Genomic DNA, 23,572 nt, shown 5'->3' on the forward strand with positions numbered 1-23,572 from the left:
CCATGACCGACGTACTGACCCCACGTACCGAGACCCCACGCGCCGACCTCTACCCGACGCGCGGCGCCGCCGAGGTGACCACCCCCCGCCAGGACCCGGTCGTCTGGTCCGCGCCCGGCGCGCCGGGTCCCATCGAGCCCGCCGGACTCACGGGCTTCGAGCGGGACGGTTTCCTCACCGTCGACCAGCTCATCACCCCGGACGAGGTGTCGGTCTACCGGGCGGAGCTGGACCGGCTGGTCGGCGACCCGGGGGTGCGGGCGGACGAGCGCTCGATCGTCGAGCCGAAGTCCCAGGACGTACGGACGGTCTTCGAGGTGCACCGCATCAGTGAGGTCTTCGCCCGGCTCGTGCGGGACCCCAGGGTCGTGGGCCGGGCCCGGCAGATCCTCGGCTCGGACGTGTACGTCCACCAGTCGCGGATCAACGTCAAGCCGGGCTTCGGGGCTTCGGGCTTCTACTGGCACTCGGACTTCGAGACGTGGCACGCCGAGGACGGACTGCCGAACATGCGGACCGTGTCCGTCTCGATCGCGCTGACCGAGAACTACGACACCAACGGCGGCCTGATGATCATGCCGGGGTCGCACAAGGAGTTCCTGGGCTGCGCGGGTGAGACGCCCAAGGACAACTACAAGCGGTCGCTGCAGATGCAGGACGCCGGCATCCCGTCGGACGAGGTGCTGACGCGCATGGCGGACCGGCACGGCATCAGGCTCTTCACGGGCAAGGCCGGTTCGGCGACCTGGTTCGACTGCAACGCGATGCACGGCTCGGGTGACAACATCACGCCGTACCCGCGCAGCAATGTCTTCATCGTCTTCAACAGCGTGGAGAACACGGCGGTAGAGCCGTTCGCGGCGCCCGTACCGCGGCCCGACTTCATCGGAGCGAGGGACTTTACGCCGGTGAAGTGAGGCCCCGTGTACGACGGCCAGACGGGCGGGACCGGTTCGGTGGAACCGGTCCCGCCCGTCTTGGGCTTTCGGGGACTCGGGCCCTTCAGACGCCTCAGACGTTCAGACAGCCAGCGCCGGGTAGTCGGTGTAACCCCTGTGGTCGCCGCCGAAGAAGGAGGCCGGGTCAGGGGTGTTGTACGGGCCCTCGGTCCTCAGCCGGGCCGGCAGGTCGGGGTTGGCGAGGAAGAGCGCTCCGAAGGCGACGAGGTCGGCCGCGCCCTCCTCGACGAGGCCGAGCGAACCGTGGTCCGTGGGAGCCTCGGTCGCCGGGTTGAGGACGAAGGTGCCGCCGAACTTCGCGCGCAGCTCAAGCAACAGCCCGCGCCACTCCGGGGCCACCTCGACGGCGTGCAGGTACGCGAGGCCGAGCGGTGCGACGGCCTCGATGAGGGCCGGGTACACGATGTCGGTGTCGGCCTCGGCGATGTCGTTGTACGGGTTGGCGGGCGAGATCCGCAGCCCGGTCCGGTCGGCGCCGATGGCCTCCACGACCGCCTTGGCGACCTCGACGGCGAAGCGGATGCGGTTCTCGACGGAGCCGCCCCACTCGTCGGTGCGCAGATTGGTGTTGGTGGCGAGGAACTGCTGGATCAGATAGCCGTTGGCGCCGTGCAGCTCGACGCCGTCGAATCCGGCGTCGATGGCGTTGCGGGCGGCCGCCACGAAGTCCGCGATCGCCTCGCGCACCTCGGCTCCCGTCAACTCGCGCGGGGTGACGAAGTCCTTCATGCCCTCGGCCGTGTAGAGCTGACCGGCGGGGGCGACCGCGGACGGGGCGACCGGGATCAATCCGTCGGGGAGGAGGACGGGGTGGCCGATGCGGCCCGCGTGCATGATCTGGGCGTAGATCCGGCCGCCGGCGGCGTGCACGGCGTCGGTGACCTTGCGCCAGCCCGCGACCTGCTCCGCGCTGTGCAGGCCGGGGGTGAACGGGTAGCCCTGGCCGACGACGGAGGGCTGGATGCCTTCGGTGACGATCAGCCCCGCGGAGGCGCGCTGGGCGTAATACTCGGCTGTGAGCTCGGTGGGTACGCCGCCCTCGGCGGCACGGCTGCGGGTCATCGGCGCCATCACGATGCGGTTGGCGAGCGGCGTACCCGACAGGTCGAACGGATCGAAAGCGATGGTCATGGCAGAGCCCCCAAAGGAGATATGTGGTCGGCCAAGTAATCCGACGAGTGCCACTGTAGCGCATTACTTGGCCGACCAAGGTAAAGTTGTTCCGGACAGTTCCCACAAGGAGTTCTCATGAAGGCCGCCCCTGCCTGTCCCGAGCCGCCGAGCACCGTGCGCGACGCTCCGGTCAGCCACTCCATCTCCCAGACGGCGCGGCTCCACCGCATCGCGGCGGGCAGGCTGCTGCGCGACCTCGGCCTCTACCCCGGCCAGGAAATCGTGATGATGCAGCTGTGGGACGCGGGCCCGGTGCGCCAGTCGGAGTTGATCAAGGCGGTCGGACTCGATCCGTCGACGGTGACGAAGATGCTCCAGCGCCTGGAGCAGTCGGGCCATGTGCGCCGCTGCCCCGACCCCTCCGACCGGCGCGCTGCGCTCGTCGAGGCGACCGGCGCCAGCTGCGGCCTGAAGACGCAGGTGGAGCAGGCGTGGCGGCAGCTCGAGGAGATCACGCTGGCCGGACTCGACGAGCACGAGCGCAAGGAACTGCTGAGGCTGCTGGGCCGTGTGGAAGGCAACCTCTGCCCGCAGGCGCGCGAGGCGGAGGCGTGCGAGGAACAGGCGGAGGCGTGCGACAAGCCGGCGGCTGCGTGCGACGAGCCGGCGGCCCTCTGACCGCCGCCGGACGGGCCCGAGAACGCGGCCCTCACCGCCGGACGGCCCGGAGACGCGGCCGGTCCGGCGGCGGCCACGCTCAGCCCGCGAGCACCTCCAGCACCCGGTCCACGTCGGCGCGGGTGTTGTAGAGGTGGAATGACGCCCGCAGGTTGCCCGCGCGGACCGAGACGACGATGTCCGCCTCGGTCAGCGCGTCGAGCCGGTGGTCGAGGCCGGGGGTGGCGACGACCACGGAGTCGGCGGGAACCGGCGTGTGGCCGAGGGACGCAAGCCCCTCGCGGTAGCGCGCGGCGAGCGCGAGGTTGTGGTCCCGCACGTGCTCGATGCCGACCTCCTCGAGGAACGCGAGGGACTGCTCTGCGCCGACGTACGGCAGGAAGGGCGGCGGCTCGTCGAACCGGCGCGCGCTGCGGGCGAGTTCCCGCACGGGGCCGTAGGTGCTGGTCCAGATGTCCTCGCCGGCCATCCACCCCGCGTGGAGCGGCGTGAGGCCCTCCTGCGCCTCCTCGGACACGGTGAGGAACGACGCGCCGCGCGGCGCCATCAGGTACTTGTAGCCGCCCGCGACGGTGTAGTCGAAGCTGCCCGCGTCGAAGGGCAGCCAGCCCACCGCCTGGGTGGCGTCGACGAGCGTACGGGCGCCGTGCGCGGCGGCCGCGGCCCGTACGGCGGACAGGTCGGCGACGCGGCCGTCGGCGGACTGCACCGCGGAGAAGGCCACCAGTGCGGTCTCCGGGCGTACGGACTCGGCCAGGTCCTCCAGCGGCACGTACCGCATCTTGAGGTCACCGCGCACCGCGAAGGGGTTGACCACCGAGGCGAACTCCCCCTCGGGGCACAGAACTTCGGCTCCGGCGGGCAGCGAGGCCGCGATCAGCCCGACATGGACGGCCACCGCGCTGCCGACGGCGACCCGCTCACCGGGAACGCCGACGAGCCGCCCGTAGGAGGCGCGCACGGCGGCCACCGCGTCGAAGCTGTCCCCGCCGCCGGGGGTGCCCGTCGCGTTCAGCTCGGTCGCGGCCTTGACGGCCTCGACGCCGCGCCGGGGCAGCAGCCCGCAGGTGGAGGTGTTGAGGTACGTGGTCTCCGGCGCGAACTCCGCGCTCACGGCTTCGGTGAGAGTAAGGGGCTTCATGCCCCCACTCTGCTACGCCGCCAACACCTCGTCCATTACGTATATTTGACAGGTATCTCCAAGCAATGCTTATGCGTTGCTCTTGCTGCTGTCGGCGACGTGGCTCGCCCAGGCCTGGGCGAGCGCCTGGGTGAAGACCTCGGCGGGCTGGCCGCCGGAGATCCCGTAACGCCGGTCGAAGACGAAGAACGGCACGCTGTCCGCCCCCAGCTCGGCCGCCTCGCGCTCGTCGCCGCGCACCTCTTCGGCGTACGCGCTCTCGTCGGCCAGCACCGCTCGCGCCTCCTGCGCGTCGAGTCCGGCCTCCACCGCGAGGTCCAGCAACACCCGAGGGTCGAAGACGGACCGCTCCTCGGCGAAGTTGGCGCGAAAGGCGAGGTCGAGCAACTCGTCCTGACGGCCGCGCGCCTTGGCGAGGTGCAGCAGCCGGTGGATGTCGAAGGTGTTGCCGTGGTCCCGGCCCTCGGCCAGGAAGCCGAGGCCTTCGGCATGCGCGTGGGAGGCGACCTGCTGCTCCATGGCGAGCACTTCCTCGTGCGTACGCCCGTATTTCCTGGCCAGCATGTCGGTCACGGAGTCCGTGACGCCCTTGGGGCTCGCGGGGTCGAGCTCGAAGGAGCGGTGCACCACCTCGACGTCGGCGCGGTGCGGGAAGGCGGCCAGCCCCTTCTCGAAGCGGGCCTTGCCGATGTAGCACCACGGGCAGGCGATGTCGCTCCAGATCTCGACGCGCATGTCTTTCTTCGCTCCAGGTCAGGGGGCGTGCTGCGGGTGCGGAGGGCCCCTCCGCTCCCGCCTCAACACGTTCCGGGCACGGCTCATTCCCGGCAGTAGGTCAGCAAGCGGCGGGCGCGGCACGCGTCGGGGGTACGCAACGCCGCCCGTCAGGCCCGCCCTACTCCCGCCGGTCGTCCACCCGCCGCGGCAGCCCCTGCGGGTTCGCATCCCGCAGTTCCACCGGAAGCAACGCCTCCGGCGTCGACTGGTAGGTGACCGGCCGCAGCCACCGTTCCACCGCTGTGGCCCCCACCGAGGTGGAGGTGGACGTCGTCGCCGGGTACGGCCCGCCATGGTGCTGCGCCGGCGCCACCGCCACCCCCGTCGGCCACCCGTTGACCAGCACGCGCCCCGCGAGGGGCGTGAGCTCCGCAAGCAGATCCGCACCGGTACCCCCGTCGCCCGCCAGCTCCTGCGTGGAGAGCTGCAGCGTGGCGGTGAGGTTGCCCGGCAGCCGGGAAAGCACCGCGCCGATCTCCGCCGGGTCCTCGTACCGCGCCACAACCGTGACCGGCCCGAAGCACTCCTCCAGGAGCAGGTCGTGCGCTCCTTCGGCGGCCAGCAGCCGTGCCGGTACGGTCAGGTAGCCCGCGCTGACGGTGTGCTCGCCGCCCGCGCCCGGGGTCACCGGGGCTTCGGTGTCCGGGAGGCCGGCCCGTTCCCGTACACCGGCGACAAACGCGTCCCGCATGCGGTGGTCGAGCATGACGCCCGGGTCGGTGTCGCTGACGGCCGCCGTGAGGGACTTCAGCAGACGGTCTCCGGCCGCACCGGCCGGTGCCAGTACGAAGCCGGGCTTGGTGCAGAACTGCCCCTCCCCCACCGTCATCGAGCCCGCGAGCCCCGCCCCGATCTGCTCCGCGCGCTCCTCCGCCGCCGCAGCGGTGATCACGACCGGGTTGAGGGAACCGAGTTCGCCGTGGAAGGGGATGGGCGCGGGCCGGGCCGCCGCGGCGTCGAAGAGAGCCCGTCCGCCGCGCACCGAACCGGTGAAGCCCGCGGCGGCGACCAGCGGGTGACGTACCAGCTCGATGCCGGCGTCGAAGCCGTGGAGCAGGATCACCACGTCTTGCGGCACGCCCACTTGGGCCGCCGCCCTGCGCAGTACGGACGCGCAGAGCTCCGACGTCGCGGGGTGATCGGGGTGCGCCTTGACGACGACCGGGCAACCCGCCGCGAGCGCGCTCGCCGTGTCGCCGCCGGGCACCGAGAAGGCGAGCGGGAAGTTGCTGGCCGCGTAGACGGCGACGACGCCCAACGGAATCTTGTAGCGGCGCAGATCCGGCCAGGGCGGAGTCTTCGTGCCGTCCTCGTGGTCGATCCTGATGTCGAGGAAGGCACCCTCGTCCACGACGTCCGCGAAGGCCCGCAGCTGCGCGGTCGTACGGGCGAGTTCGCCGGTCAGCCGCGTCGGGCCGAGCGCCGTCTCCGCGTCGGCCGCCTCGACGACGTGCCGCGCCGCCTCGTCGAGGAGCCCGGCGGCGGTACGGAGCAGGGCGGCCCGTACCGTACGGTCGGCGAGGGCGGAGCGAACGGCGTGCGCGGCCCGGACCGCGCGGTCGACCTCCTCCGCCGTGGCCTCCACCGCGACCTGCTCACGCGGCTTCCCCGTTCGGGGGTCGACACTCCAGACTGGTGTTGCTGCCACCGTGAGTCCTTCCAGCCGTTCAAGCTGTTCGGTATTCTGAACAGAGTTCCTGATTCTGAATATGCTGGAACTCTATTAACGGACGTTCTGAGCGGTCAAGGGTGGCCAAGAAGGGGCGGGGCTCAATGTCTACTGCCGATACGGGCGGGGCGCAGGTCAAATCGGCGGTGCGGACCGTGGAGTTGCTCGAATTCTTCGCCGGCCGCCCCGGCATGCATTCCTTGGCCGCCGTCCAAGAAGCCGTCGGGTACCCCAAGTCCAGCCTCTACATGCTGCTGCGCACGCTCGTCGAGCTCGGCTGGGTGGAGACGGACGCGACGGGCACGCGCTATGGCATCGGCGTACGCGCCCTGCTCGTCGGGACGTCGTACATCGACGGCGACGAGGTCGTGGCCTCCGCCCGCCCCACCCTCGACCGGCTGTCCGACGACACGACGGAGACGATCCACCTCGCCCGCCTCGACGGTACGAACGTCGTGTACCTCGCGACCCGCCAGTCCCAGCACTACCTGCGTCCCTTCACCCGCGTCGGCCGCCGGCTCCCCGCGCACTCCACGTCCCTCGGCAAGGCACTGCTCGCGACGCACACCGACGAGCAGGTGCGCAAGCTGCTGCCGGAGACCCTGCCGGCGCTGACCGAGCACACCATCACCGACCGCGAGAAGCTGATCGAGGAGCTGCGCCTCGTGCGCGAGCAGGGGTACGCCGTGGACCGCGAGGAGAACACGCTGGGCCTGCGCTGCTTCGGTGTCGCGATCCCGTACCGGACGCCGGCCCGCGACGCCATCAGCTGCTCGGTGCCGGTCGCCCGGCTCACCCCGGCGCACGAACAGACGGTCAAGGACGCCCTGTTCGACGCACGGGACCGGCTCACGCTCGCCACGCGCAGGCTCTGACACGGTCCGCACCCCTCAGCCTCACCGGCTGAGAGCTCTCCCCCGGATGGGGGAGGCGGATCACCGCTGCGTGGGAGGTGCGGCGGCGGCCCGTGCCGGAACGTGGGTGTCATGACAGAGACCACTCTCGCTCCGCCACCTCAAGGCCTCCGTCCGGCCCCCGTCCGGCGGCTGCGCTCCGCGCTGCGGGCAGCCGCCGTCATCTCCTGCGTCCCCTACGTCGCGCTCAAGATCGCCTGGATCGCCGGCAGCCAGGTCGGCATCCCCGACGGCAGCGTGCTGCTCGACCGCCCCGGGCTGACGGCCGCAGCCAACGGCGTCACGGTTCTGATGGACGCGACCGTCGTCGTACTGGCCCTGCTGCTCACGCAGAGCTGGGGACGACGTGTCCCGGCGTGGCTGCTGGCGCTGCCCATGTGGGTGGCGACCGGGCTGCTGACGCCGATCGTGACCGGGTTTCCGCTCCAGCTGCTGGCGAAGGTGTTCACCGGATCGGAAAGCGCACCGGGCGGAAGCGAACCGTTCCTCGACGAATGGGTCTTCGGCGTCGTCTACACCGGCTTCATCGTCCAGGGCCTCACGCTCGGCACCCTCTTCGCGCTGTACGCCCGCGAGCGGTGGGGGCACCTGTGGCAGGGCACCGTCAGGGAGCTGCCCCGCTCCTCCGTGGGGCCCCGGCTGAGGGCGGGTGCCGTGGCGGCGTCCGTACTGGCGGCGCTCACCGCCGTACCGCACGTGATGTGGGCCGCCGGTTCGGTCACGGGTCTCAGCCGCGGGAGGACCGAGCAGCGTACGACGGACTTCTACCTGCTCGAAGGGACGTACGTCCTGTTCGCGGTCGTCACCGTGGCCTCCGTCCTGGCGCTCGCTCTGCGCCGCGGCCGGGGCCTGGCGCTGAAGACACCGCTGGCGCTCGGCTGGCTGAGTTCGGGCGCGCTGGGCTGCTGGGGCGGCTGGCTGCTCGTCGCCTCGGCGATGCCCGCATTCGGCGGAGCCGATCGGGCCACCGGGCTCATGCTGCTGACCTACGCTGTCCAGATGATCTCTGGTCTCCTCGTCCTCGGCATGGGGGCCTCATTCCTGCGGGGACGCGCGGCGTGAAGCGGTTGTTCGGGGCGCGGGCCCGGCTGCGCTGGATCCATCTGATCCTCGGCGGCGCGCTGTCGATGCCGTACTTCCTCCTCGGCAGCGTCTTCGTCGGCCCGTTCCTCGGCAACCAGAACGTCTTCACCTCGACCGCCCTGCAGTTCGCCGCCTTCGGCGTCGCGCTGCCGGTCGCCGCCCTCACCGCGTTCTTCCCGCTCGTCAGACCCCTGTCGGTGGGTGCGGTACGGGCATTGTGCGGGGTGCGGCGCGAGCGGCTGGCCGAGGGGCCCGCGCGGTCCAGGGCGGCGCGGGTGCGGACCGCCGGCTGGTTCACGCTGCATCTCGGGCTCGGCGGCATCATCAGCGGCATGACGCTCGCGGTGCCGCCGTTCGCCGGCACGCTGATCGTCCTGCCGCTGCTGACCTGGCTGCGTGACCGCCCGCCCGGTCTGCCCGAAGTCCTGGACCACACCTGGGCGTTGGCGCTCGCCCCGGTTGCCGGGATCGCGATGCTGGTGGCGCTGGCGGGGTGCGCGGCGCTGGCCGGGGCGCTGCTGGCCCGCTGGGCGCCGGTGCTGCTCGGGCCGACACCGGCCGACCGGCTCGCGGCGGCGGAGCGGCGGGCCGCGGATCTCGCCGTACGCAACCGGCTGGCCCGCGAACTGCACGACTCGGTGGGGCACGCGCTCAGCGCGGTCACGCTCCAGGCGGGCGCGGCGCGCAGGGTGCTGGACAGCGATGTGGAGTTCGTACGGGAGGCGCTGACGGTGATCGAGGAGACGACGCGGCGCACGGTGGGCGAACTGGACGCCGTACTGGGCCTGTTGCGACAGGGCGAGGACGCAGCCGGTGACCTGCCGGGGCCCACGCTCGACGTACTGGACGACCTGCTGTCCCGCAGCGGTGTGAAGGTCGCGTACACGCAGGACGGCGATCCGGCCGCCCGGGCCCCCGAAGCGGTGTCCCGTGAGGCGTACCGCATCGTCCAGGAAGGGCTGAGCAACGCCCTTCGGCACGGCGGCGCCGCGCCGGTGTCGCTACGGATCGCCCTGTGCGGCGAGGAGTTGGAGATCGTGATGGAGAACCCGCTGCCCGACAGGGCTCCGGTGGTACGCCCCGGGGGCGGCCGGGGCCTGCCCGGCATAGCGGAACGGGCCACCCTGCTCGGCGGCCACGCCGAAGCGGGCCCGTACGGCGACGTGTGGCGGCTCACGGCCCGCCTGCCCGTCGGCGGCGCGGGAGGGGAACGATGAACGCGCCGGTCAGGGTCGTCCTCGCCGACGACGAGCGCATGGTCCGCACCGCGCTGCGCGTGATCCTCGACGCCGAGCCCGACCTGGAGGTCGTCGGTGAGGCCGCGACCGGTGCGGAGGCCGTGTCGGTAGTGCGTGAGCTGCGGCCCGACGTGGTGCTGATGGACGTACGCATGCCGGAGATCGACGGCATCCGCGCCACCGAGCAGATCCTCGGCGGCATGCAAGCGCCCCCGCGCATCGTCGTCGTCACCACCTTCGAGAACGACTCGTATGTGTACGACGCACTGCGCGCCGGCGCCGCGGGGTTCCTGCTCAAGCGCGCAGCCGCCGAGGATCTGGTCCAGGCGGTGCGGCTGGTCGCGCGCAGTGACTCCCTGCTCTTCCCGTCCGCCGTGCGCGGCCTGGCCGCCGAGCACGCCAGGCGGCAGCCCGCCCCGCCGCCGCCCTGGGTCGCGCGGCTGACCGAGCGCGAGGCGGAGGTGCTGCGGCTGATGGCGACGGGCCTGACGAACGCGGAGATAGCGGACCGGCTGCGGGTCGGCCCGGCGACGGCGAAGAGTCACGTGGCGGCGGTGTTGGCGAAGACGGGTGTGCGCGACCGTACACAAGCGGTGATCGCGGCGTACGAGTCGGGCTTCATCACCCCGCGCTGAGGGTGCCGCGCAAGGGGTGCCGCGCGAGATGAAGATTCTCTGAGAAGCGCGACATATGGGAACTCGGACGGCCGCTTTGTTCGTCTCCCGTACGGGATGAACAAAACGATCAGGCACGCCTCGGTCTTCTGCCTGCTGATGGTGCTCGCCCTGCTGGTGCGGATCACCTGGGTGCAGGCATACCAGGGCCAGGCCCTCGCAGACGACAAGCACAACCGGCGGAACGTCATCGCGCAGTACGCGCAGCCGCTCGGGAACATCATTGTGGCCGGTTCGCCGGTCACCGGATCGAAGAAGACGGAGGGCAGTGATCTCGAGTACAAGCGGACCTACAGGGACGGCAAGCTCTACGCGGCCGTCACCGGCTACAGCTCGCAGGCGTACGGAGCCACCCAGCTCGAAGGCATCTACAGCGACGTCCTGGACGGCACCGACCCCCGGCTGAAGAACCCGGCCGACGCCATCATGGGCAAGCAGAGCGACCCCGGTGACGTCGTGACGACGATCGACCCCGCCGTGCAGAAGGCGGCGTACGAGGCGCTGGGCGACAAGAAGGGCGCGGCGGTCGCGATCGACCCGAAGACCGGCCGGATCCTGGGCATGGTCTCCACGCCTTCGTACGATCCGTCGAAGATCAGCGGTACGAGGGACGGTGACGCCTGGCAGTCGCTGACCGGTGACGAGGACAAGCCGATGGTGAACCGGGCGCTGCGGCAGCCGCTGCCGCCGGGCTCGACGTTCAAGCTGGTGGTCGCCGCGGCGGCGCTGGAGGACGGGTTGTTCGGGTCGGTCGACGAGCGGACGGACAGCCCGGACCCGTACACGCTGCCCGGCACGCGGACGGTCCTCACGAACGAGAACGCGTCGGCGCCCTGTGAGGACGCGACGCTGCGCACCGCGCTGAAGTACTCGTGCAACAACGTCTTCGCGAAGCTCGCGGTCGACCTCGGCCAGGACAAGGTGAAGGCGATGGCGGAGAAGTTCGGCTTCAACACCGACAAGCTTGATGTGCCGGTCCGGGCGTCGGAGAGCGTGTACCCGTCCGGCATGGACAAGGCTCAGACGGCGCTGACGGGCATCGGCCAGTTCGATGTGACGGCCACCCCGGTCCAGATGGCCATGGTCTCGGCGGCCCTCGCCAACGGCGGTGAGCTCGCGTCGCCGCACATGGTGTCCAAGGTGACGGACGCCGACGGCGACACCCTGGAAGACCTCGGGGACGCGGGCAGCGAGCGGATCGTCTCGTCCTCCACCGCCGAGCAGCTGCGGAGCGCGATGGTCACGGTCGTCGAGGACGGCACGGGGACGAACGCGCGGATCGGCGGCGCCGAGGTCGGCGGCAAGACGGGCACCGCGCAGCACGGCGTCGACAACAGCAAGACGCCGTACGCCTGGTTCACGTCGTACGCGAAGGACAAGTCGACCGGCAAGGAGGTGGCCGTCGCCGTCGTCGTCGAGGACTCGGGAGCGGAGCGCTCGGAGGTCAGCGGCAACGGCCTGGCGGCCCCCATCGCGGAGAAGACGATGAGGGCGGCGCTCAGCCGCTGACGCGGAACACGGAACGCAGCACGCGGACGACGCGGAACGCGGGTGCCGGGCCGGTGGGAAGAACCGGCCCGGCGCCCCCTCGGAGGCCTGCGACTACTGGCCTGCCCAGCGCTTCACGGTGGCCTCCGCCTCGGCCCGCGCGGCGGGCGTCAGCTTGGAGATGAGCGCGCCGTGGTTGGTGTCCGGCGCGACGTAGAGGTGCGAATCGTGCTTGCTGGGCTTGAACTGCTCGGCGCTCCACGGGTCGTTCTGCCCGTACACGAACATCATCTGCTCGCCCCGGGTCGCCACCCAGCGGTCGACGTCCTTGATGACCCGGCCGTTGTAGGAGGTGCGCATGTCGGCGGGCAGCACCGAGTTGGGCTGGTAGATGTCCGGGTAGTTGCGGACATCGCGCAGGTGCTTGAACTTCAGGTCCGCCCAGCCCAGCTGGCCGGCCGCCTGCCGGTAGTACGGGCCGGCGCCCTCGGCCCCGTTGCCCTGGTCCGAGTAGATGCTCAGACCGTGGTTCAGCGACCACGTGTACAGCGCGTCGTCCGTCGCCTTCTTCGCGTCGGGAACGTCCGGGCAGTCGGTGTACGTGCCGCTCTGCCAGAAGTTCCACACCTGGTCGAGTACGGAGAACTCGAAGGCCCGGTCGGCCGATCCGAGGTACTTGAAGGTGAGCTTCTGCTCCTTGGAGGTGGCCTCGAAGCGCGGCAGCATCGCGTCGCGCCGTACCAGCATTTCGCGCTGTACTGCGTCCAGAGCCGTCCGGCACTCGGGCGTGCCGACCGTCTTGAAGAAGTTCTCGTAGACGCTGTCGTCGCGGTTGTTGGCGTCGTTCGGTGCGACGTACGCGACGACCGCGTCCAGGTCCCCGGGGTAGAAGCGCTCGTGGTAGACCTGCGTCATCCCGCCCTTGCTCGCGCCGGTTCCCAGCCACTTCGCCTTGTAGATGCTCTTGAGCGCCTGGACGATCGCGTGTTCGTCGCTCGCCTGCTGCCAGACGTCCAGGTCGTCCCAGTCGATGTCGGCGGGGCGCGAGGTGTTGAAGTAACGGTGCTCCACGCTGACCTGGTTCGCGCCGAGCAGCGTGGTGATCTCGCGGGTGCCCGACGACAGTCCGTATCCGCCGGTGTAGTGCACGACCGGCGCCGTCTCGGTCTTGTGCCAGAGCGTGAGCTTCTGCTGGAAGGTGCCGCTGCCGGGGTCGCGGTGGTCGACGGGCTGCGCCAGCGTCAGGGTGTAGAAGGGGAATCCGCCCTTGTCGGCCACCGAAACGACCGTCAGCCCCGGGATCTGCTCCAGCTTTTCGCGGATGTCGGCCGCCGCGGAGACATCGGTTGCGGCGCCATCGTTCGCGGCGGCGTCGGCGGCGAGGGCCGGTTCGGCGGCGAGGGCGGCGGGCGAAGAAGCCAGCAGACCGGTTGCCGCTATGAGGCCGCCACAGAGCAGGGAAGGCAGGACCTTGGTGCGCACGCTGAAGTCCCCTCGGTCGGAGATGATGCGATGGATGCGACGCGCCGCATGGTATGCGCTTTCGTACTGTGATCGGCCTCACTCCGGATCTTTGGATTCCGTGTCAACCGGACGCGGGCTCCCGGGCGTATGCCAGGTGAGACCGAAGAGATCCAGGAGTGGTTGTTGACCGTCGAGGAGTTTGAAGAGTTCTACGCGCATACGGCCTCCCGCCTCATCGGGCAGCTGTATGTGATGCTCGGCGATCTGCACGAGGCCCAGGACGTCGTACAGGAAGCGTTCGTCCGGGGCTGGAGCCGGCGGCGACAGCTCGACGGCGGCGGCGAACCCGAGGCGTGGATCCGTACGGTGGCGTGGCGTCTGGCGGTGAGCAGATGGCGTGTGCACCGCCGCTCCGCGGACGCGTGGCAACGGCGCGGCGGCCCGCCGTCCGAGCCGGGGCCCGGCCCCGAACAGGTCGCGCTGGTCTCGGCGCTGCGCGAACTGCCGCCCAAGCAGCGGCGGACCGTGACCCTGCACTACCTGTGCGACCTGACGGTCGTCCAGATCGCCGCCGAGACCGGCCTTTCCACCGGCACCGTCAAGACGCACCTGGCCCGGGGCCGGGCAGCGCTCTCCCACCTTCTGCAGGATCCGCGCGCTGAGGAGGCCTCCGGTGCCTGAGCCCCACGACCCTTTGAGGAACGCTTTCAAGCAGGCGGCCGCGGCCGGGCAGGCCCACGCGCGGCCCGCACCCGTCTCGGTGATCTCGCGGCGCGGCGAAGGACGCCGCCGACGGCGCATGGCGGTGGCGGCCGCCACCGCGTGCCTGGCCTTCGCCAGTACGGGCGCTGTGGCGGTGACGGCGTTGCTGCCGAGCAACGGCACGGGCACCACCGTCCCCGCTTCCACTCCGCCCGGCCTTCCTTCCGGCCTTCCGTCCAGCCTTCCTTCCGTACTGCCTTCTTCCTCGCCCTTCCCCTCCTCCTCGTCGTCTCCTACGCGCACCACTCCCCCGGTGTCCTCGCCGCCGCCCCAGACACCGACCGACACCCCGTCAGGTACGGCGCCGCCCGGGGGCTGACCCGCACCGAGCCCCGCCGTACCGCCCCCTGTCCGCCGCATCGCCGCAGGGCGATCCCGCATGCCCCGATGCCCGCACCAGGAGTACGAACATGGCCACCGCGACCCCTCTGCGGCCCCCCGTACAGGGCCGGGCCCCAGCCACCGGCCCCACGGCCGAGCCCCGTCGGCGGCTCGGGCACCGGCTCCGGCACCGGTTCCCGTTCCGGCTCGGGGCCGACGACCGGAACGTCCTGCTGCTGTACGTGCTCACCCGGGCCGGCATCTGGACCACCGCCTACTGCACGCGGTGGCTGTTCGCCGAGGACCGTAAGGCCCGCGACGTACAGCCGGCGCTGTCGTCGTGGGGCCAGTGGGACTGGTGGCACTACCTGCACATAGCCCAGGACGGTTACTTCCCGGGCGGGGCGGGGCCATGGACGGACGGCTGGGACAACAGGGAGGCCTTCTTCCCCGGCTTCCCGCTCGTCCTGCGCGCCGTCCATGTCGTGATCCCCGACTGGACGGTCGCGGGCCTGCTGATCTCCTTCGTCTCGGGGGCCGTCACCGTCCTGGCCCTGGCACGCATCGCCCACCTCCACCTGCCGGCCCGCCTCCACCTGCCGGGCACCGACAGCGCCCTCGGCCGACGTGCCGTGCTCTTCTTCCTCCTCTCGCCGTGCGCGGTGTTCCTGGCCGCGGGCTACACCGAGTCGCTCTTCCTCGCCCTGGCCCTGCCGGCCTGGCTCGCCGCCCGGCGCGGCAACTGGCCGCTCGCGGGCATCCTGGCCTGCCTGGCCACCGGCGTACGGGTCAGCGGACTGTTCCTCGCGGCGGCGATCGCGGTCCACTTCGTCGCCGCCACCGACCTCCGAAAGCAGGGGCGTTCGATTCCGTGGATCGCGCTGCCCGCGCTCCCCGCCGTCCTCTACACCTGGTTCCTGCACGCGCACACCGGCGACTGGATGGCCTGGAACCACGCCCAGGAGCGCGGCTGGTACCGGGACTTCCACGCGCCCTGGGAGGCGTGGCAGAACACCTGGAAGGCCGCCTTCGCGCACACCCAGTCCAGCGGTTACGCCGCCATGTTCCAGGCCGAACTCGTCACCATGGCCGTCGGACTGCTCCTGCTGGGGGTGCTGCTGAGGCGGCGCCGGTGGCCGGAAGCCGTGTACATCGGGCTCGGCCTGTGGGCTCTCGGCACCTCGTACTGGTACACCTCCATCCCCCGCGCCACGCTCCTGTGGTGGCCGATGTGGGTGCTACTGGCCACGTGGAGTCTGCGCCGCCCCTGGGTGCGGAGCGCGTACCTGTGCCTGGTCGCGCCCCTGTCGACCGTCCTCACCATCACCTTCCTGTCGGGACGCTGGGCGGGCTGACAGCCGGCACGACGACATCCGGAGCCACCCGGGCCGCGCGCCGCGCGAGCGACGCCGCCCAGGCCGTCGCCGCGACGCCGAGCGCACCGACGCCGGCGCCGACCCACGCGACCGAGGTGTAGCCGAAGCCCGCGTCGATGGTCATGCCACCCAGCATGGGCGTGAGCGTGATGCCCACGTTGAAGGCCGAGGTACTGACGGCCGGGACCAGCGTCGGCGCGTCGGGCGCGATGGTGAACACCCGTGACTGGAGTACGGGGTTGGTGACGTAACCGGCCACGCCGAGGACGAGGACCAGTACGACGGTGAGAGTCAGGTTCGGCGCGGCGAGCGCCACCGCCGCCGAAGCGAGTGTGAGGGCCCCGATGCCGAGGTAGAGCGTACGGAACGGAGCACGGTCGGCGACGCGCCCGCCGATCGTGATGCCGATCAGCCCGCCGATTCCGTACAGCGACAGGACGGCCGGCACCCAGCCCTCGGGCAGTCCGCTCACGCCGGTGAGCAGCGGGGCCAGGTAGCTGAACGTAACGATGGCCGCCCCGAAGGCCAGTACGGTCACGGCGAAGGAGACCCACAGCTCGGGCCGCGCCAGCCCCTTCAACTCGCGCCGGACGGAAGGAACTTCACGACCGGTGACGAGACCGCCCGGCAGCACGGCCCGGACGGCGACCAGGCTCACGGCGGTGAGCGCCGCGACCCCCCAGAAGGCCGCGCGCCAGCCGACGTGCTGGCTCATCAGTGTCCCCGCCGGTACGCCGACGATCGTGGCCAGCGTCAGACCGGTGGCGACGACGGAGAGCGCCCGGCCCTTGGCGGTCGCGGGCACCAGACTCACTGCGGTCGCGGCGGCCACGCTCCAGAACCCGGCGTACGCGACCGCTGTCACGACGCGGGTCGCGAACACCACGGCGTACTCCGGCACGAGGGCCGCCACCACGTGCCCGGCGATGAAGACTGCCTGGAAAGCGACGAGTGCGCTGCGGCGCGGGACGCGCAGGGTCAGCACACTCATCAGGGGTGCGCCGACGACCATGCCGATGGCGAAGGCGGAGATGAGCAGTCCCGCGCCGGGAATGGAGACGCCGAGGTCGTCGGCCATGGCGGGGAGCAGGCCGGAGAGCATGAACTCCGAGGTCCCCTGGGCGAATATGCCCAGGCCGAGTATGTAGACGGCGATTGGCATGAGGGAGTGCTCCGCTCGCGTGAGTGGGCCGGCATGTTGTTTTGTACTGTGCGTTTCAAAATGAGCCCATGAAAAACCGGGCGCGCGGCGGCGCGCCATCAACCTTCCTGCCTTCAGAGAGCCGCGAGGGCGGCGTCGGCGACGCTCTCCAGCGCGGACCGCTGCGGAGTGAATCGCGCCGAGACCTTGAGGCCGGCGATGGTCGCGATGACGAAGTGCGCGAGCGCGGTGGGGTTCTTGTCGCGGGCGATGTCGCCGTCCCGCTGTCCCGACTCGATCGCGGCTCGGATCACCGCGAGGCGCAGCCGGTGATCGCGGGCCAGGTCGTCCGCGATGCCCTGGTCACGGGTGGCCACTTCGACGGCCGTGTTGACGACGAGACAACCACGGCCTCCAGGCCCGTCGGAACCGCGCTCGAACTCCTCGTCGATCACACGCCGAAACTGTGTACGGATCTTCTCCCGGACCGGGAGATCGCTCTCCATCAGCTCGGTCAGCTCGGCGTTCTTGTACTCCATGTAGCGGGCGAGCGCCCGGTCGAACAGGTCGCGCTTGCTCTTGAAGGTGTTGTAGATGCTGCTGCGCCCCAGGCCGGTGGCCTCGCACAGGTCCTGGGTGGACGTCGCCTCGTAGCCGGCGGTCCAGAACGCCTGCATCGCGGCGTCGACCGCCCGCTCCTCGTCGAACTTCCTCGGCCTGGCCATGACTTGGACGCTAGCACGTTTTGGAACGCACGGTCCATTACCTGGTCGGTCACATGGCCGACCAGGACGGACTGCGGCCCGCGCGCCCCACGACCCGGTCGAGGAGCGGCGCGTCCTCGGGCACCTCGACCGGCGTCCCGAAGATCCCGTCGTCGCCCGGGGCATCGCCTGTGGGCTCCAGCAGCTCGTACGACGACTGAAGGCTCGCGGCGTCGACGGTGTACGCCTGGCCGGTGGCGCGGGCCAGGTCCCATCCGTGCACGACGATCTCGTTGAGGGCGATCTGCCCCGCGACCGCGCCCGGCAGCGTGACACCGCCCGCCCGGGTGGTGCCCTGCCAGGCGTCGGGGCTGCGCCAGGCCGCGACGAGTTCGTCGAGCCGGCGCGGGAGGCGGGTGCGCCAGTCGTCGTCGAGTACGGGCATTGCGGCGCCGGGGGCGGTGTCGGTCGTCGGCCCCAGCTTCTTCTTCGCGGCGTCGCGGAAGGCCGCGGTGAGGCCGACGAGGTGGGCCAGGAGGTGGTGTACGGCGTACTTCTCGCACGGGGTGGGGCCGGCGAGACGGTCGTCCGTGACCCCGTCGAGCAGTCGGGCGACCTGGCGGGCGGCCGGTTCGAAGTCGAGCATGTGGGGCGTGGGGTCATGGGCGGTCATGGCGCTGCCTCCGGTGAGCGGACGATCTCTGCGCAGTAATGACTGCCGACCACCGGAAAACTCATCGGCGCGCCGCCGGGGATCCTCCTCCCCACCCCGGCCCCGACCCGAACAGGGAGCAAGTCCCACCCCCCAGCCGCCCTCCGGACGTGTCTTCGAACGCCGGACCGCCGCAGCGCGGTCACGCCTCGCGAGACGCCTCGAAGGCCGCCCGGGTCAAGAACATGAGCCGTGCCCGCTTCTCCGGCAGGAAGACCTCCGGGAGGTCGATCTCCGGCATCACGATCTCCGGCCCCAGCTCGAACCCCGCCCGCTCCAACCGCGCCACCGCCTTGCCGTTGCCCGCGTCCGGCTCCGCCACGATGCGCTCGTGGGCCGGGTCCGAGAACACGAAGCCGATCAGCACGGCCAGCAGGTTCGCGGTGAAGCCACGCTCCGGGGCCGCCGAGCCGACGGGTCCGACAAGAATGTGCACCCCGAAGTCCCCAGGCCGGGCGTCGTAGCACTCGCTGACCCGGTCCGCCTCGGGCTCGTACGTCTGGAAGAGCGCGACAGGTGCGCCGTCCCGCAGGACCAGGTAGCCGTGGTGCGTGGTGAGGGAGTTCAGATGCGCGTAGATCTCCTCGACCTGTTCGAGGGTCGCCTCCCCCATGCCCCAGAACCTGGCCCGCTCCTCGGTGACCCAGCCGTGCAGCAGCCCGGCGTCGCGCGCCGGGTCCACGGGGACGAGACGGACCGTCCCGAAGCCGTCGATCTCCTCCTCGTACACGGGTTCGGCGGTGATGGGGGTGCTCGTGGTCATCGGGACTCCTTGGTCAGACGGTTCCAGTCGGTGGTCACGGGGACGAGTTCGCCCCGCAGCCACAACGGCAGTTGGTCGCGGTGGTGGGCGTCGCCCGGGACACCGGAAGCGCCGAGCGGCACCACCCAGAGGCTGTCCTCGCGTCGGGCGAGGTCCCAGACGTAGCGGGCGGCCGGCCCCCGCGCGCAGCGGTCGGTGACGCCGGGGACGCTCGACGTGGACAGCACACAGTCGTGGTCGCCGGCCACTCCGGGCCAACCACCGGCCGGGTCGGAAGGCAGCGCCTGCCACGGCGCGAGGCGGTGTACGTCGCTCCAGGGCGTCGGCACCGGATCAGTCGCGGCGACCGCCTCGACGGCCGCCGCCACGATGCCCGGCCTGTCGATGCCGGGCAGCAGGTCCGTGGTCAGCAGGGTCTCCAGCGCGAAGCCGACGCGCGTGGTGAGAACCAGCCAGGGCAGGAAGATCCCGGGGTACGCCGGATCCGCCACCGGCTCGGTCAGTGCGGCCAGGTCCGGGTGGCCCGCGATCCGCCGCACCACCTCGGTCCGGACGGCCGCGTACACCGTGGCGTCGGTACTGTCGGCCTCCATGCGGCGGTCCCACGCCAGGAGCCGCTCCCGCAGCCGCGCGCCCCGCTCGCTGAGCTCTTCGAGCCCGGCGACCGTCTCGAGCAGGGGCCGGGCGGACGCGAGATGCGTGTCGGTGTGGATGCCCGCCATGCCCCCGGCGGTCCACGCCCCGGACCCGCCGAGCAACTGCCCGATGCGGTCGGCCCGGTACGGCGGTGCGAACTCGACGCCGAGCGGTGCGGCCAAGCCACGCTGGTTCGCCATCACCGCGACGCCGTCGACGTCCGCGCGGGGCATTGGCCGGTCCTCACCGGGCCAGGCGTACGCCGCTTCCCAGGCCGGTACGACGCGCAGCCCGTTGTCCCGGTGGCGAAGCGGCACCCGGCCCGCGACCCGGTGCAGCAGTCCGCCCCCGGTGTCGGCGGCCTGTACGACGTTGACGGGCTCGACCCACTGCTCGAAGGCCCGGTCCACGTCGGCGACGGTGCGCGCCCTGAGCAGTGCGGGCAGCGCGGCGAAGCCCAGGTCCTCGTACACGCGCGTCGGGCAGCGCAGGCTGACGGTCACGGCTTCGCCGGGGCCGCCGATGATGACGGTCCCGCGCTCGGTCTCGACCACCTCGGTCTCGACGGGGTCGCCGTCCGCCACCTCGATGACCTCGGTATGGGCGGTGGCCGGCCGCCAGCCGTCCGGGCCGAGAGCCTCGACGCCGGCGCCGTCGGGGGCGCGCCGCAGTTGCTCGCGGTAGAGATCCTGGTAGTCGGCCATGGCGTTGGTGATCGCCCACGCCACGGTGGAGGTGTGACCGAAGTGGGCGATGCCCGGGATGCCGGGTACGGCGAGGCCGACGACGTCGAATTCGGGGCAGGCGAGGCGTACCTGCTGGTAGACGCCCGGGTCTTCGATGAACCGGTGCGGATCGCCCGCGATCAGCGGTGCGCCGGTGGCGGTGCGCTCGCCGGTGACGAGCCAGCCGTTGCTGCCGGAGGTGCCGGGGCCGTCGGTGGCGAAGAGGGTGATCGCCTCGTCGCCGAGCCTGCGGGCGACCTCCTCGCGCCACAGCTTGGTGGGAAAGCCGGCGAAGAGGATGTGCGTGGACAGCCAGATCCCGAGCGGCGTCCACGGCTCCCACTGCCCCGGGGCCAGCCCCACGGCGGCGAACTCGGGCGCCCGCAGCGCCCCTTCGGCCAGACCGGCGTTGACCCCGTCGACGTAACGCGTGATCCACGCGGCGGTGTCCTCGTCGAGTGCGCGGAAGCAGCGCCGGGCGGTGTCGTCCAGCCGGGACCGGCGGGCGAAGACGTCCCAGCCGACGGCGTCGGCGCCGAGGAAGGCGGCGGTGGTTCCCCGGGACCGGTGCCGCTCGACCTCGATCTGCCAGGCGCGGTCGGTAGCGGCGTTGCAGCCCTGCGCGAAGGCGAGTTCCTGTGCGCTGCCCGCGCGGAGATGGGGGACCCCCCAGGCGTCCCGGAAGACCTCGGTGCTCAAGTTGTTCCCCATCTGAATGCCGCTGGGCGGGTACGTAGGTAGGTTAGGCTCGCCTAACCTAGTGGATGGACCGTCGCGGAACCAAGCCGGGGGTGCGGGTGGCGTGCCAGGCTGACTCTTCCCGCGCAAGCGAGGCAATTCCCCGCTCAGCGGGCACATCCCCGCCCAGCGGCGCCATCCAGCCCCTCCGGCGCTTGAGGAGCGGGATCCGAAGCGGATCCCCGCAGGGCTTCGCGCACCAGCCTGAGGTCGGCGTCGGAGGCCAACCCGGCGTGATACAGGCGCAGTTGGTCCGCGCCGAGGGCGGCAGCGCGGGCCGCGTCCGCGGCAAGGGTGGCGGGGCTTCCGCCCATGCCTGCGACGACACCGAGGTTGGCCGCGACGACGGTCGCGGCGCCGGGACGGCGGTGCTCCACGAAGGGCGCGAGCAGCTCCGGGCCATCGGCGCACGGCACCACCACGCCGTCCGCCACCCCGAGGACGTGCCCGGGATCGACACCCGCGTTCGCCCCGCAGTGGTATGCCGCCGGATCGGCGTGCAGCAGCACCTGGAAGCCGGGGGGCGCGGCGGCGCGTACCGCCGCGACGGCCGATTCCTGGAGCCTACGGGCGGCCCGGGTACGCCACGCGAGCGTCGCGGCGGCGCGTTCGGCGCCGATGAGCTTCTCGACGGCCGGCCATGCGGCGCTCTCGGACGACCCGGCTGCCCACGCGGGTTCCAGGGCGCGGCGTACGGCTGCCCTCAACTCCTCGCCGTCCAGTCCGGCCTCCGCGTACCCGGCGCGGCAGTCCGCGCAGAAGCAGAGCGACATCAGGTACTGCGCGGCGTCGCCGAGCCCCACCCCCGCGATCTTGTCGTGCGCGTGCAGATGGGCCAGGCCGTACCAGCCGCAGGACTCCAGCTCGGTGCCGCGCGCCCCTGGGCGTACGGCCGCCTCCGCCGCGAGGTCGGTGAGGTAGGTACGGACGGCGGGGCGGGCGATGCACGGGGCCCAGGGGTAGCGGTCGCCGTACGCGTTGACGACGGACATGTCCGGATGGTCGGCGCCGAGGCGGGAGTTGTGGGCGAGGACGACCCAGGAGTGCACGTCGAGCCCGGCCGCCGCCAGCGCTTCGGCCGCCTCGCCGTACGGGTCGGCGGTGGGCGCCCAGTCCCCGGCCGCGTACGGCCGCAGACTCCGCCCCGACCAGCGGGCCTCGTCGACGGGGTAGAGCACCGCCGAGTGACCGGCTGTGACGACGCGGTGGCGGGGGTGGCGCGGCGTGAGGGCGCGGGTCGAGTGGTAGACGGAGGCGAGGGTGACCTGCTGGACGCCGAGGTCCACGATGCGGGCGGCGGCGTCCGGGTCGCCGACGACGTCCCACGGATAGAGGAAAGCGGCGGCCTTCACGCGCGCTCGCCGCCGCCCACGACGCCGGTCAGGGCCCTGCCCCGCTCGATGAGCTCCGCCAGCATCTTGACGTGTACGGGGTCGGGTTCACTGAGCGGCGGCCGCACTTCGCCGACATCCAGGCCGGTGAGACGTACGCCCGCCTTGACGAGCGAGACGGCGTATCCATGCCCGAGGTTGCGCAGTTCGACGAGCGGGGCGTAGAAGCCGTCGAGCAGGCGGTTGACGGTGTCGTCGTCGCCGGTGGTGAGCGCCCGGTGGAAGGCGAGCGCGATGTCCGGGGCGAAGCAGAAGACGGCGGAGGAGTAGAGGGTCACGCCGATGCCCCGGTAGGCGAGGGCGGTGAGTTCGGCGGTGGGCAGGCCGTTGAAGTAGAGGAAGGGGTGCCCGGACGGCAGGTCGCGGCGTACGGCGCCGATGATGCGCTGCATCAGGTCGAGGTCGCCGTGACCGTCCTTGAGCCCGATGACGCCGGGCACGCGCGCGAGTCCGACGACGGTCTCGGGGGTGAAGACGGCGTTGTCGCGCTGGTAGACGATGACGTCGAGGGAGGTGGCGGCGGCCAGTTCGGTGTAGTGGCGCAGCAGCCCTTCCTGGTCGGCGACGACGAGGTACGGGGGCATGGCGAGCAGCCCGTCGGCGCCCGCTTCCTCGGCGGCCCGCGCGTACCGGACGGCGAGCGCCGTGCCGTAGCCGGCTCCGGCGACGACGGGGACCCGGCCGGCCGCCTCTTCCACGGCGGCGGCGACGCACGTGCCGAATTCCTCCGGCGTCAGGGCGTGGAACTCGCCGGTGCCGCAGCAGGCGAAGACGGCGGCGGCGCCGGCCTCGACGCCGCCGCGTACATGGGCGCGGAAGGCGGCGATGTCGAGGCCGCCGTCCGGCCCGTACGCGGTGACGGGGAAGAAGAGCAGGCCGTCGAGTCGGCCGGCGAGCGGGGCTGAGGTCACGGGCGCTCCCTGTGGCGTGCACAATTATGATCAGCGTCTATATCCCTGAACGCCGTCACGCTAAGGCAGCCCCCTGGGGCCGGTCAAGACGAGAAACGCCAATGCGGAGGCGAATTGGGGGCCTCCGCGCGACACTTGACGGGGTTCGCCGCCACTCCATAGCGTGTCCACGCATGTGAATTAGATTCACCTAC

Annotated in this window: 22 protein-coding genes; 10 read left to right on the forward strand and 12 right to left on the reverse strand. The window is 71.6% G+C overall.

Going from position 1 to position 23,572, the window contains the following annotated elements:
- Positions 1 to 2 precede the first annotated feature (2 nt).
- A complete protein-coding gene (thpD, locus tag AC1P0E_RS06905) occupies positions 3 to 917 on the forward strand; it encodes an ectoine hydroxylase (protein WP_482741259.1) in 915 nt (304 codons plus the stop codon).
- Between the two features lie 102 nt (positions 918 to 1,019).
- Here the strand turns inward: thpD and AC1P0E_RS06910 are convergent, their stop codons facing one another.
- Positions 1,020 to 2,090, reverse strand: coding sequence for an alkene reductase (locus AC1P0E_RS06910; protein WP_482741260.1), 1,071 nt, complete (start codon positions 2,088 to 2,090; stop codon positions 1,020 to 1,022).
- 117 nt (positions 2,091 to 2,207) lie between these two features.
- Here AC1P0E_RS06910 and AC1P0E_RS06915 point away from each other — a divergent pair, with 117 nt between their 5' ends.
- Positions 2,208 to 2,750 carry a MarR family winged helix-turn-helix transcriptional regulator gene (locus tag AC1P0E_RS06915; protein ID WP_482741261.1) on the forward strand — a complete coding sequence of 181 codons (543 nt, stop codon included), beginning with the start codon at positions 2,208 to 2,210 and terminating at the stop codon, positions 2,748 to 2,750.
- Positions 2,751 to 2,829: 79 nt separating this feature from the next.
- On the opposite strand, the gene AC1P0E_RS06920 is transcribed toward AC1P0E_RS06915, so the two are convergent.
- From AC1P0E_RS06920 to AC1P0E_RS06930, 3 genes are all read right to left on the reverse strand, one after another.
- Positions 2,830 to 3,891 (reverse strand): aminotransferase class V-fold PLP-dependent enzyme, encoded by a 1,062-nt coding sequence (locus AC1P0E_RS06920; RefSeq protein WP_482741262.1) that lies wholly within the window; start codon positions 3,889 to 3,891, stop codon positions 2,830 to 2,832.
- A gap of 69 nt (positions 3,892 to 3,960) precedes the next feature.
- The gene (locus AC1P0E_RS06925) at positions 3,961 to 4,626 is read right to left on the reverse strand and encodes a DsbA family oxidoreductase (protein ID WP_482741263.1); all 666 of its coding nucleotides are present in this window, start codon (positions 4,624 to 4,626) and stop codon (positions 3,961 to 3,963) included.
- A gap of 160 nt (positions 4,627 to 4,786) precedes the next feature.
- A complete protein-coding gene (locus tag AC1P0E_RS06930; RefSeq protein WP_482741264.1) occupies positions 4,787 to 6,316 on the reverse strand; it encodes an aldehyde dehydrogenase (NADP(+)) in 1,530 nt (509 codons plus the stop codon).
- A 125-nt stretch (positions 6,317 to 6,441) separates the two neighbouring features.
- Here AC1P0E_RS06930 and AC1P0E_RS06935 point away from each other — a divergent pair, with 125 nt between their 5' ends.
- From AC1P0E_RS06935 to AC1P0E_RS06955, 5 genes are all read left to right on the forward strand, one after another.
- A complete protein-coding gene (locus AC1P0E_RS06935; RefSeq protein ID WP_482741265.1) occupies positions 6,442 to 7,212 on the forward strand; it encodes an IclR family transcriptional regulator in 771 nt (256 codons plus the stop codon).
- A gap of 111 nt (positions 7,213 to 7,323) precedes the next feature.
- Positions 7,324 to 8,313 carry a hypothetical protein gene (locus AC1P0E_RS06940; RefSeq protein ID WP_482741266.1) on the forward strand — a complete coding sequence of 330 codons (990 nt, stop codon included), beginning with the start codon at positions 7,324 to 7,326 and terminating at the stop codon, positions 8,311 to 8,313.
- Positions 8,310 to 9,551 (forward strand): sensor histidine kinase, encoded by a 1,242-nt coding sequence (locus AC1P0E_RS06945; RefSeq protein WP_482741267.1) that lies wholly within the window; start codon positions 8,310 to 8,312, stop codon positions 9,549 to 9,551. Before AC1P0E_RS06940 ends, AC1P0E_RS06945 begins: the two co-directional genes overlap by 4 nt.
- Entirely contained in the window at positions 9,548 to 10,207 is a 660-nt protein-coding gene (locus AC1P0E_RS06950) for a response regulator transcription factor (protein ID WP_482741268.1), read from the forward strand. Before AC1P0E_RS06945 ends, AC1P0E_RS06950 begins: the two co-directional genes overlap by 4 nt.
- Before the next feature lie 96 nt (positions 10,208 to 10,303).
- Positions 10,304 to 11,755 (forward strand): penicillin-binding transpeptidase domain-containing protein, encoded by a 1,452-nt coding sequence (locus tag AC1P0E_RS06955; protein WP_482741269.1) that lies wholly within the window; start codon positions 10,304 to 10,306, stop codon positions 11,753 to 11,755.
- Positions 11,756 to 11,848: 93 nt separating this feature from the next.
- On the opposite strand, the gene AC1P0E_RS06960 is transcribed toward AC1P0E_RS06955, so the two are convergent.
- Positions 11,849 to 13,216, reverse strand: coding sequence for an aminopeptidase (locus tag AC1P0E_RS06960; RefSeq protein ID WP_482741270.1), 1,368 nt, complete (start codon positions 13,214 to 13,216; stop codon positions 11,849 to 11,851).
- 129 nt (positions 13,217 to 13,345) lie between these two features.
- On the opposite strand from AC1P0E_RS06960, the gene AC1P0E_RS06965 reads away from it, so the two are divergent.
- The 3 genes from AC1P0E_RS06965 (at position 13,346) to AC1P0E_RS06975 (ending at position 15,636) form a co-directional block, all read left to right on the forward strand.
- Complete coding sequence (locus tag AC1P0E_RS06965) at positions 13,346 to 13,879, forward strand: SigE family RNA polymerase sigma factor (RefSeq protein WP_482741271.1); 534 nt, start codon at positions 13,346 to 13,348, stop codon at positions 13,877 to 13,879.
- Positions 13,872 to 14,279, forward strand: coding sequence for a hypothetical protein (locus AC1P0E_RS06970; RefSeq protein WP_482741272.1), 408 nt, complete (start codon positions 13,872 to 13,874; stop codon positions 14,277 to 14,279). The genes AC1P0E_RS06965 and AC1P0E_RS06970 overlap by 8 nt, the downstream gene beginning before the upstream one ends.
- A gap of 91 nt (positions 14,280 to 14,370) precedes the next feature.
- Positions 14,371 to 15,636: a mannosyltransferase family protein gene (locus tag AC1P0E_RS06975; protein WP_482741273.1), complete on the forward strand. Its 1,266-nt coding sequence runs from the start codon at positions 14,371 to 14,373 to the stop codon at positions 15,634 to 15,636.
- Here the strand turns inward: AC1P0E_RS06975 and AC1P0E_RS06980 are convergent.
- The 7 genes from AC1P0E_RS06980 to AC1P0E_RS07010 form a co-directional block, all read right to left on the reverse strand.
- A complete protein-coding gene (locus tag AC1P0E_RS06980) occupies positions 15,605 to 16,819 on the reverse strand; it encodes a Cmx/CmrA family chloramphenicol efflux MFS transporter (protein WP_482741274.1) in 1,215 nt (404 codons plus the stop codon). The two genes, AC1P0E_RS06975 and AC1P0E_RS06980, sit on opposite strands and share 32 nt — an antisense overlap.
- Positions 16,820 to 16,932: 113 nt before the next feature.
- Positions 16,933 to 17,523 (reverse strand): TetR/AcrR family transcriptional regulator, encoded by a 591-nt coding sequence (locus AC1P0E_RS06985; protein WP_482741275.1) that lies wholly within the window; start codon positions 17,521 to 17,523, stop codon positions 16,933 to 16,935.
- A 49-nt stretch (positions 17,524 to 17,572) separates the two neighbouring features.
- A complete protein-coding gene (locus tag AC1P0E_RS06990) occupies positions 17,573 to 18,175 on the reverse strand; it encodes a TIGR03086 family metal-binding protein (RefSeq protein WP_482741276.1) in 603 nt (200 codons plus the stop codon).
- Positions 18,176 to 18,356: 181 nt separating this feature from the next.
- Positions 18,357 to 18,977, reverse strand: a complete 621-nt coding sequence (locus AC1P0E_RS06995; RefSeq protein ID WP_482741277.1) for a GNAT family N-acetyltransferase — start codon at positions 18,975 to 18,977, stop codon at positions 18,357 to 18,359.
- A complete protein-coding gene (locus tag AC1P0E_RS07000) occupies positions 18,974 to 21,037 on the reverse strand; it encodes a penicillin acylase family protein (protein ID WP_482741278.1) in 2,064 nt (687 codons plus the stop codon). Before AC1P0E_RS07000 ends, AC1P0E_RS06995 begins: the two co-directional genes overlap by 4 nt.
- Before the next feature lie 146 nt (positions 21,038 to 21,183).
- A complete protein-coding gene (locus tag AC1P0E_RS07005) occupies positions 21,184 to 22,428 on the reverse strand; it encodes a hypothetical protein (protein WP_482741279.1) in 1,245 nt (414 codons plus the stop codon).
- A complete protein-coding gene (locus AC1P0E_RS07010) occupies positions 22,425 to 23,378 on the reverse strand; it encodes a 5-dehydro-4-deoxyglucarate dehydratase (protein ID WP_482741280.1) in 954 nt (317 codons plus the stop codon). Before AC1P0E_RS07010 ends, AC1P0E_RS07005 begins: the two co-directional genes overlap by 4 nt.
- Positions 23,379 to 23,572 lie beyond the last annotated feature (194 nt).

Source organism: Streptomyces sp. TRD_SC_5, assembly GCF_056836825.1.

Coding starts and splice junctions, on each gene's coding strand:
- AC1P0E_RS06980 (WP_482741274.1), bottom strand. CDS start 16,819: ATGCCAATCGCCGTCTACATACTCGGCCTGGGCATATTCGCCCAGGGG.
- AC1P0E_RS06925 (WP_482741263.1), bottom strand. CDS start 4,626: ATGCGCGTCGAGATCTGGAGCGACATCGCCTGCCCGTGGTGCTACATC.
- AC1P0E_RS06915 (WP_482741261.1), top strand. CDS start 2,208: ATGAAGGCCGCCCCTGCCTGTCCCGAGCCGCCGAGCACCGTGCGCGAC.
- AC1P0E_RS06950 (WP_482741268.1), top strand. CDS start 9,548: ATGAACGCGCCGGTCAGGGTCGTCCTCGCCGACGACGAGCGCATGGTC.
- AC1P0E_RS06990 (WP_482741276.1), bottom strand. CDS start 18,175: ATGACCGCCCATGACCCCACGCCCCACATGCTCGACTTCGAACCGGCC.
- AC1P0E_RS06965 (WP_482741271.1), top strand. CDS start 13,346: ATGCCAGGTGAGACCGAAGAGATCCAGGAGTGGTTGTTGACCGTCGAG.
- AC1P0E_RS06910 (WP_482741260.1), bottom strand. CDS start 2,090: ATGACCATCGCTTTCGATCCGTTCGACCTGTCGGGTACGCCGCTCGCC.
- AC1P0E_RS06920 (WP_482741262.1), bottom strand. CDS start 3,891: ATGAAGCCCCTTACTCTCACCGAAGCCGTGAGCGCGGAGTTCGCGCCG.
- AC1P0E_RS06995 (WP_482741277.1), bottom strand. CDS start 18,977: ATGACCACGAGCACCCCCATCACCGCCGAACCCGTGTACGAGGAGGAG.
- AC1P0E_RS06935 (WP_482741265.1), top strand. CDS start 6,442: ATGTCTACTGCCGATACGGGCGGGGCGCAGGTCAAATCGGCGGTGCGG.
- AC1P0E_RS06985 (WP_482741275.1), bottom strand. CDS start 17,523: ATGGCCAGGCCGAGGAAGTTCGACGAGGAGCGGGCGGTCGACGCCGCG.
- AC1P0E_RS06975 (WP_482741273.1), top strand. CDS start 14,371: ATGGCCACCGCGACCCCTCTGCGGCCCCCCGTACAGGGCCGGGCCCCA.
- AC1P0E_RS06955 (WP_482741269.1), top strand. CDS start 10,304: ATGAACAAAACGATCAGGCACGCCTCGGTCTTCTGCCTGCTGATGGTG.
- thpD (WP_482741259.1), top strand. CDS start 3: ATGACCGACGTACTGACCCCACGTACCGAGACCCCACGCGCCGACCTC.
- AC1P0E_RS06940 (WP_482741266.1), top strand. CDS start 7,324: ATGACAGAGACCACTCTCGCTCCGCCACCTCAAGGCCTCCGTCCGGCC.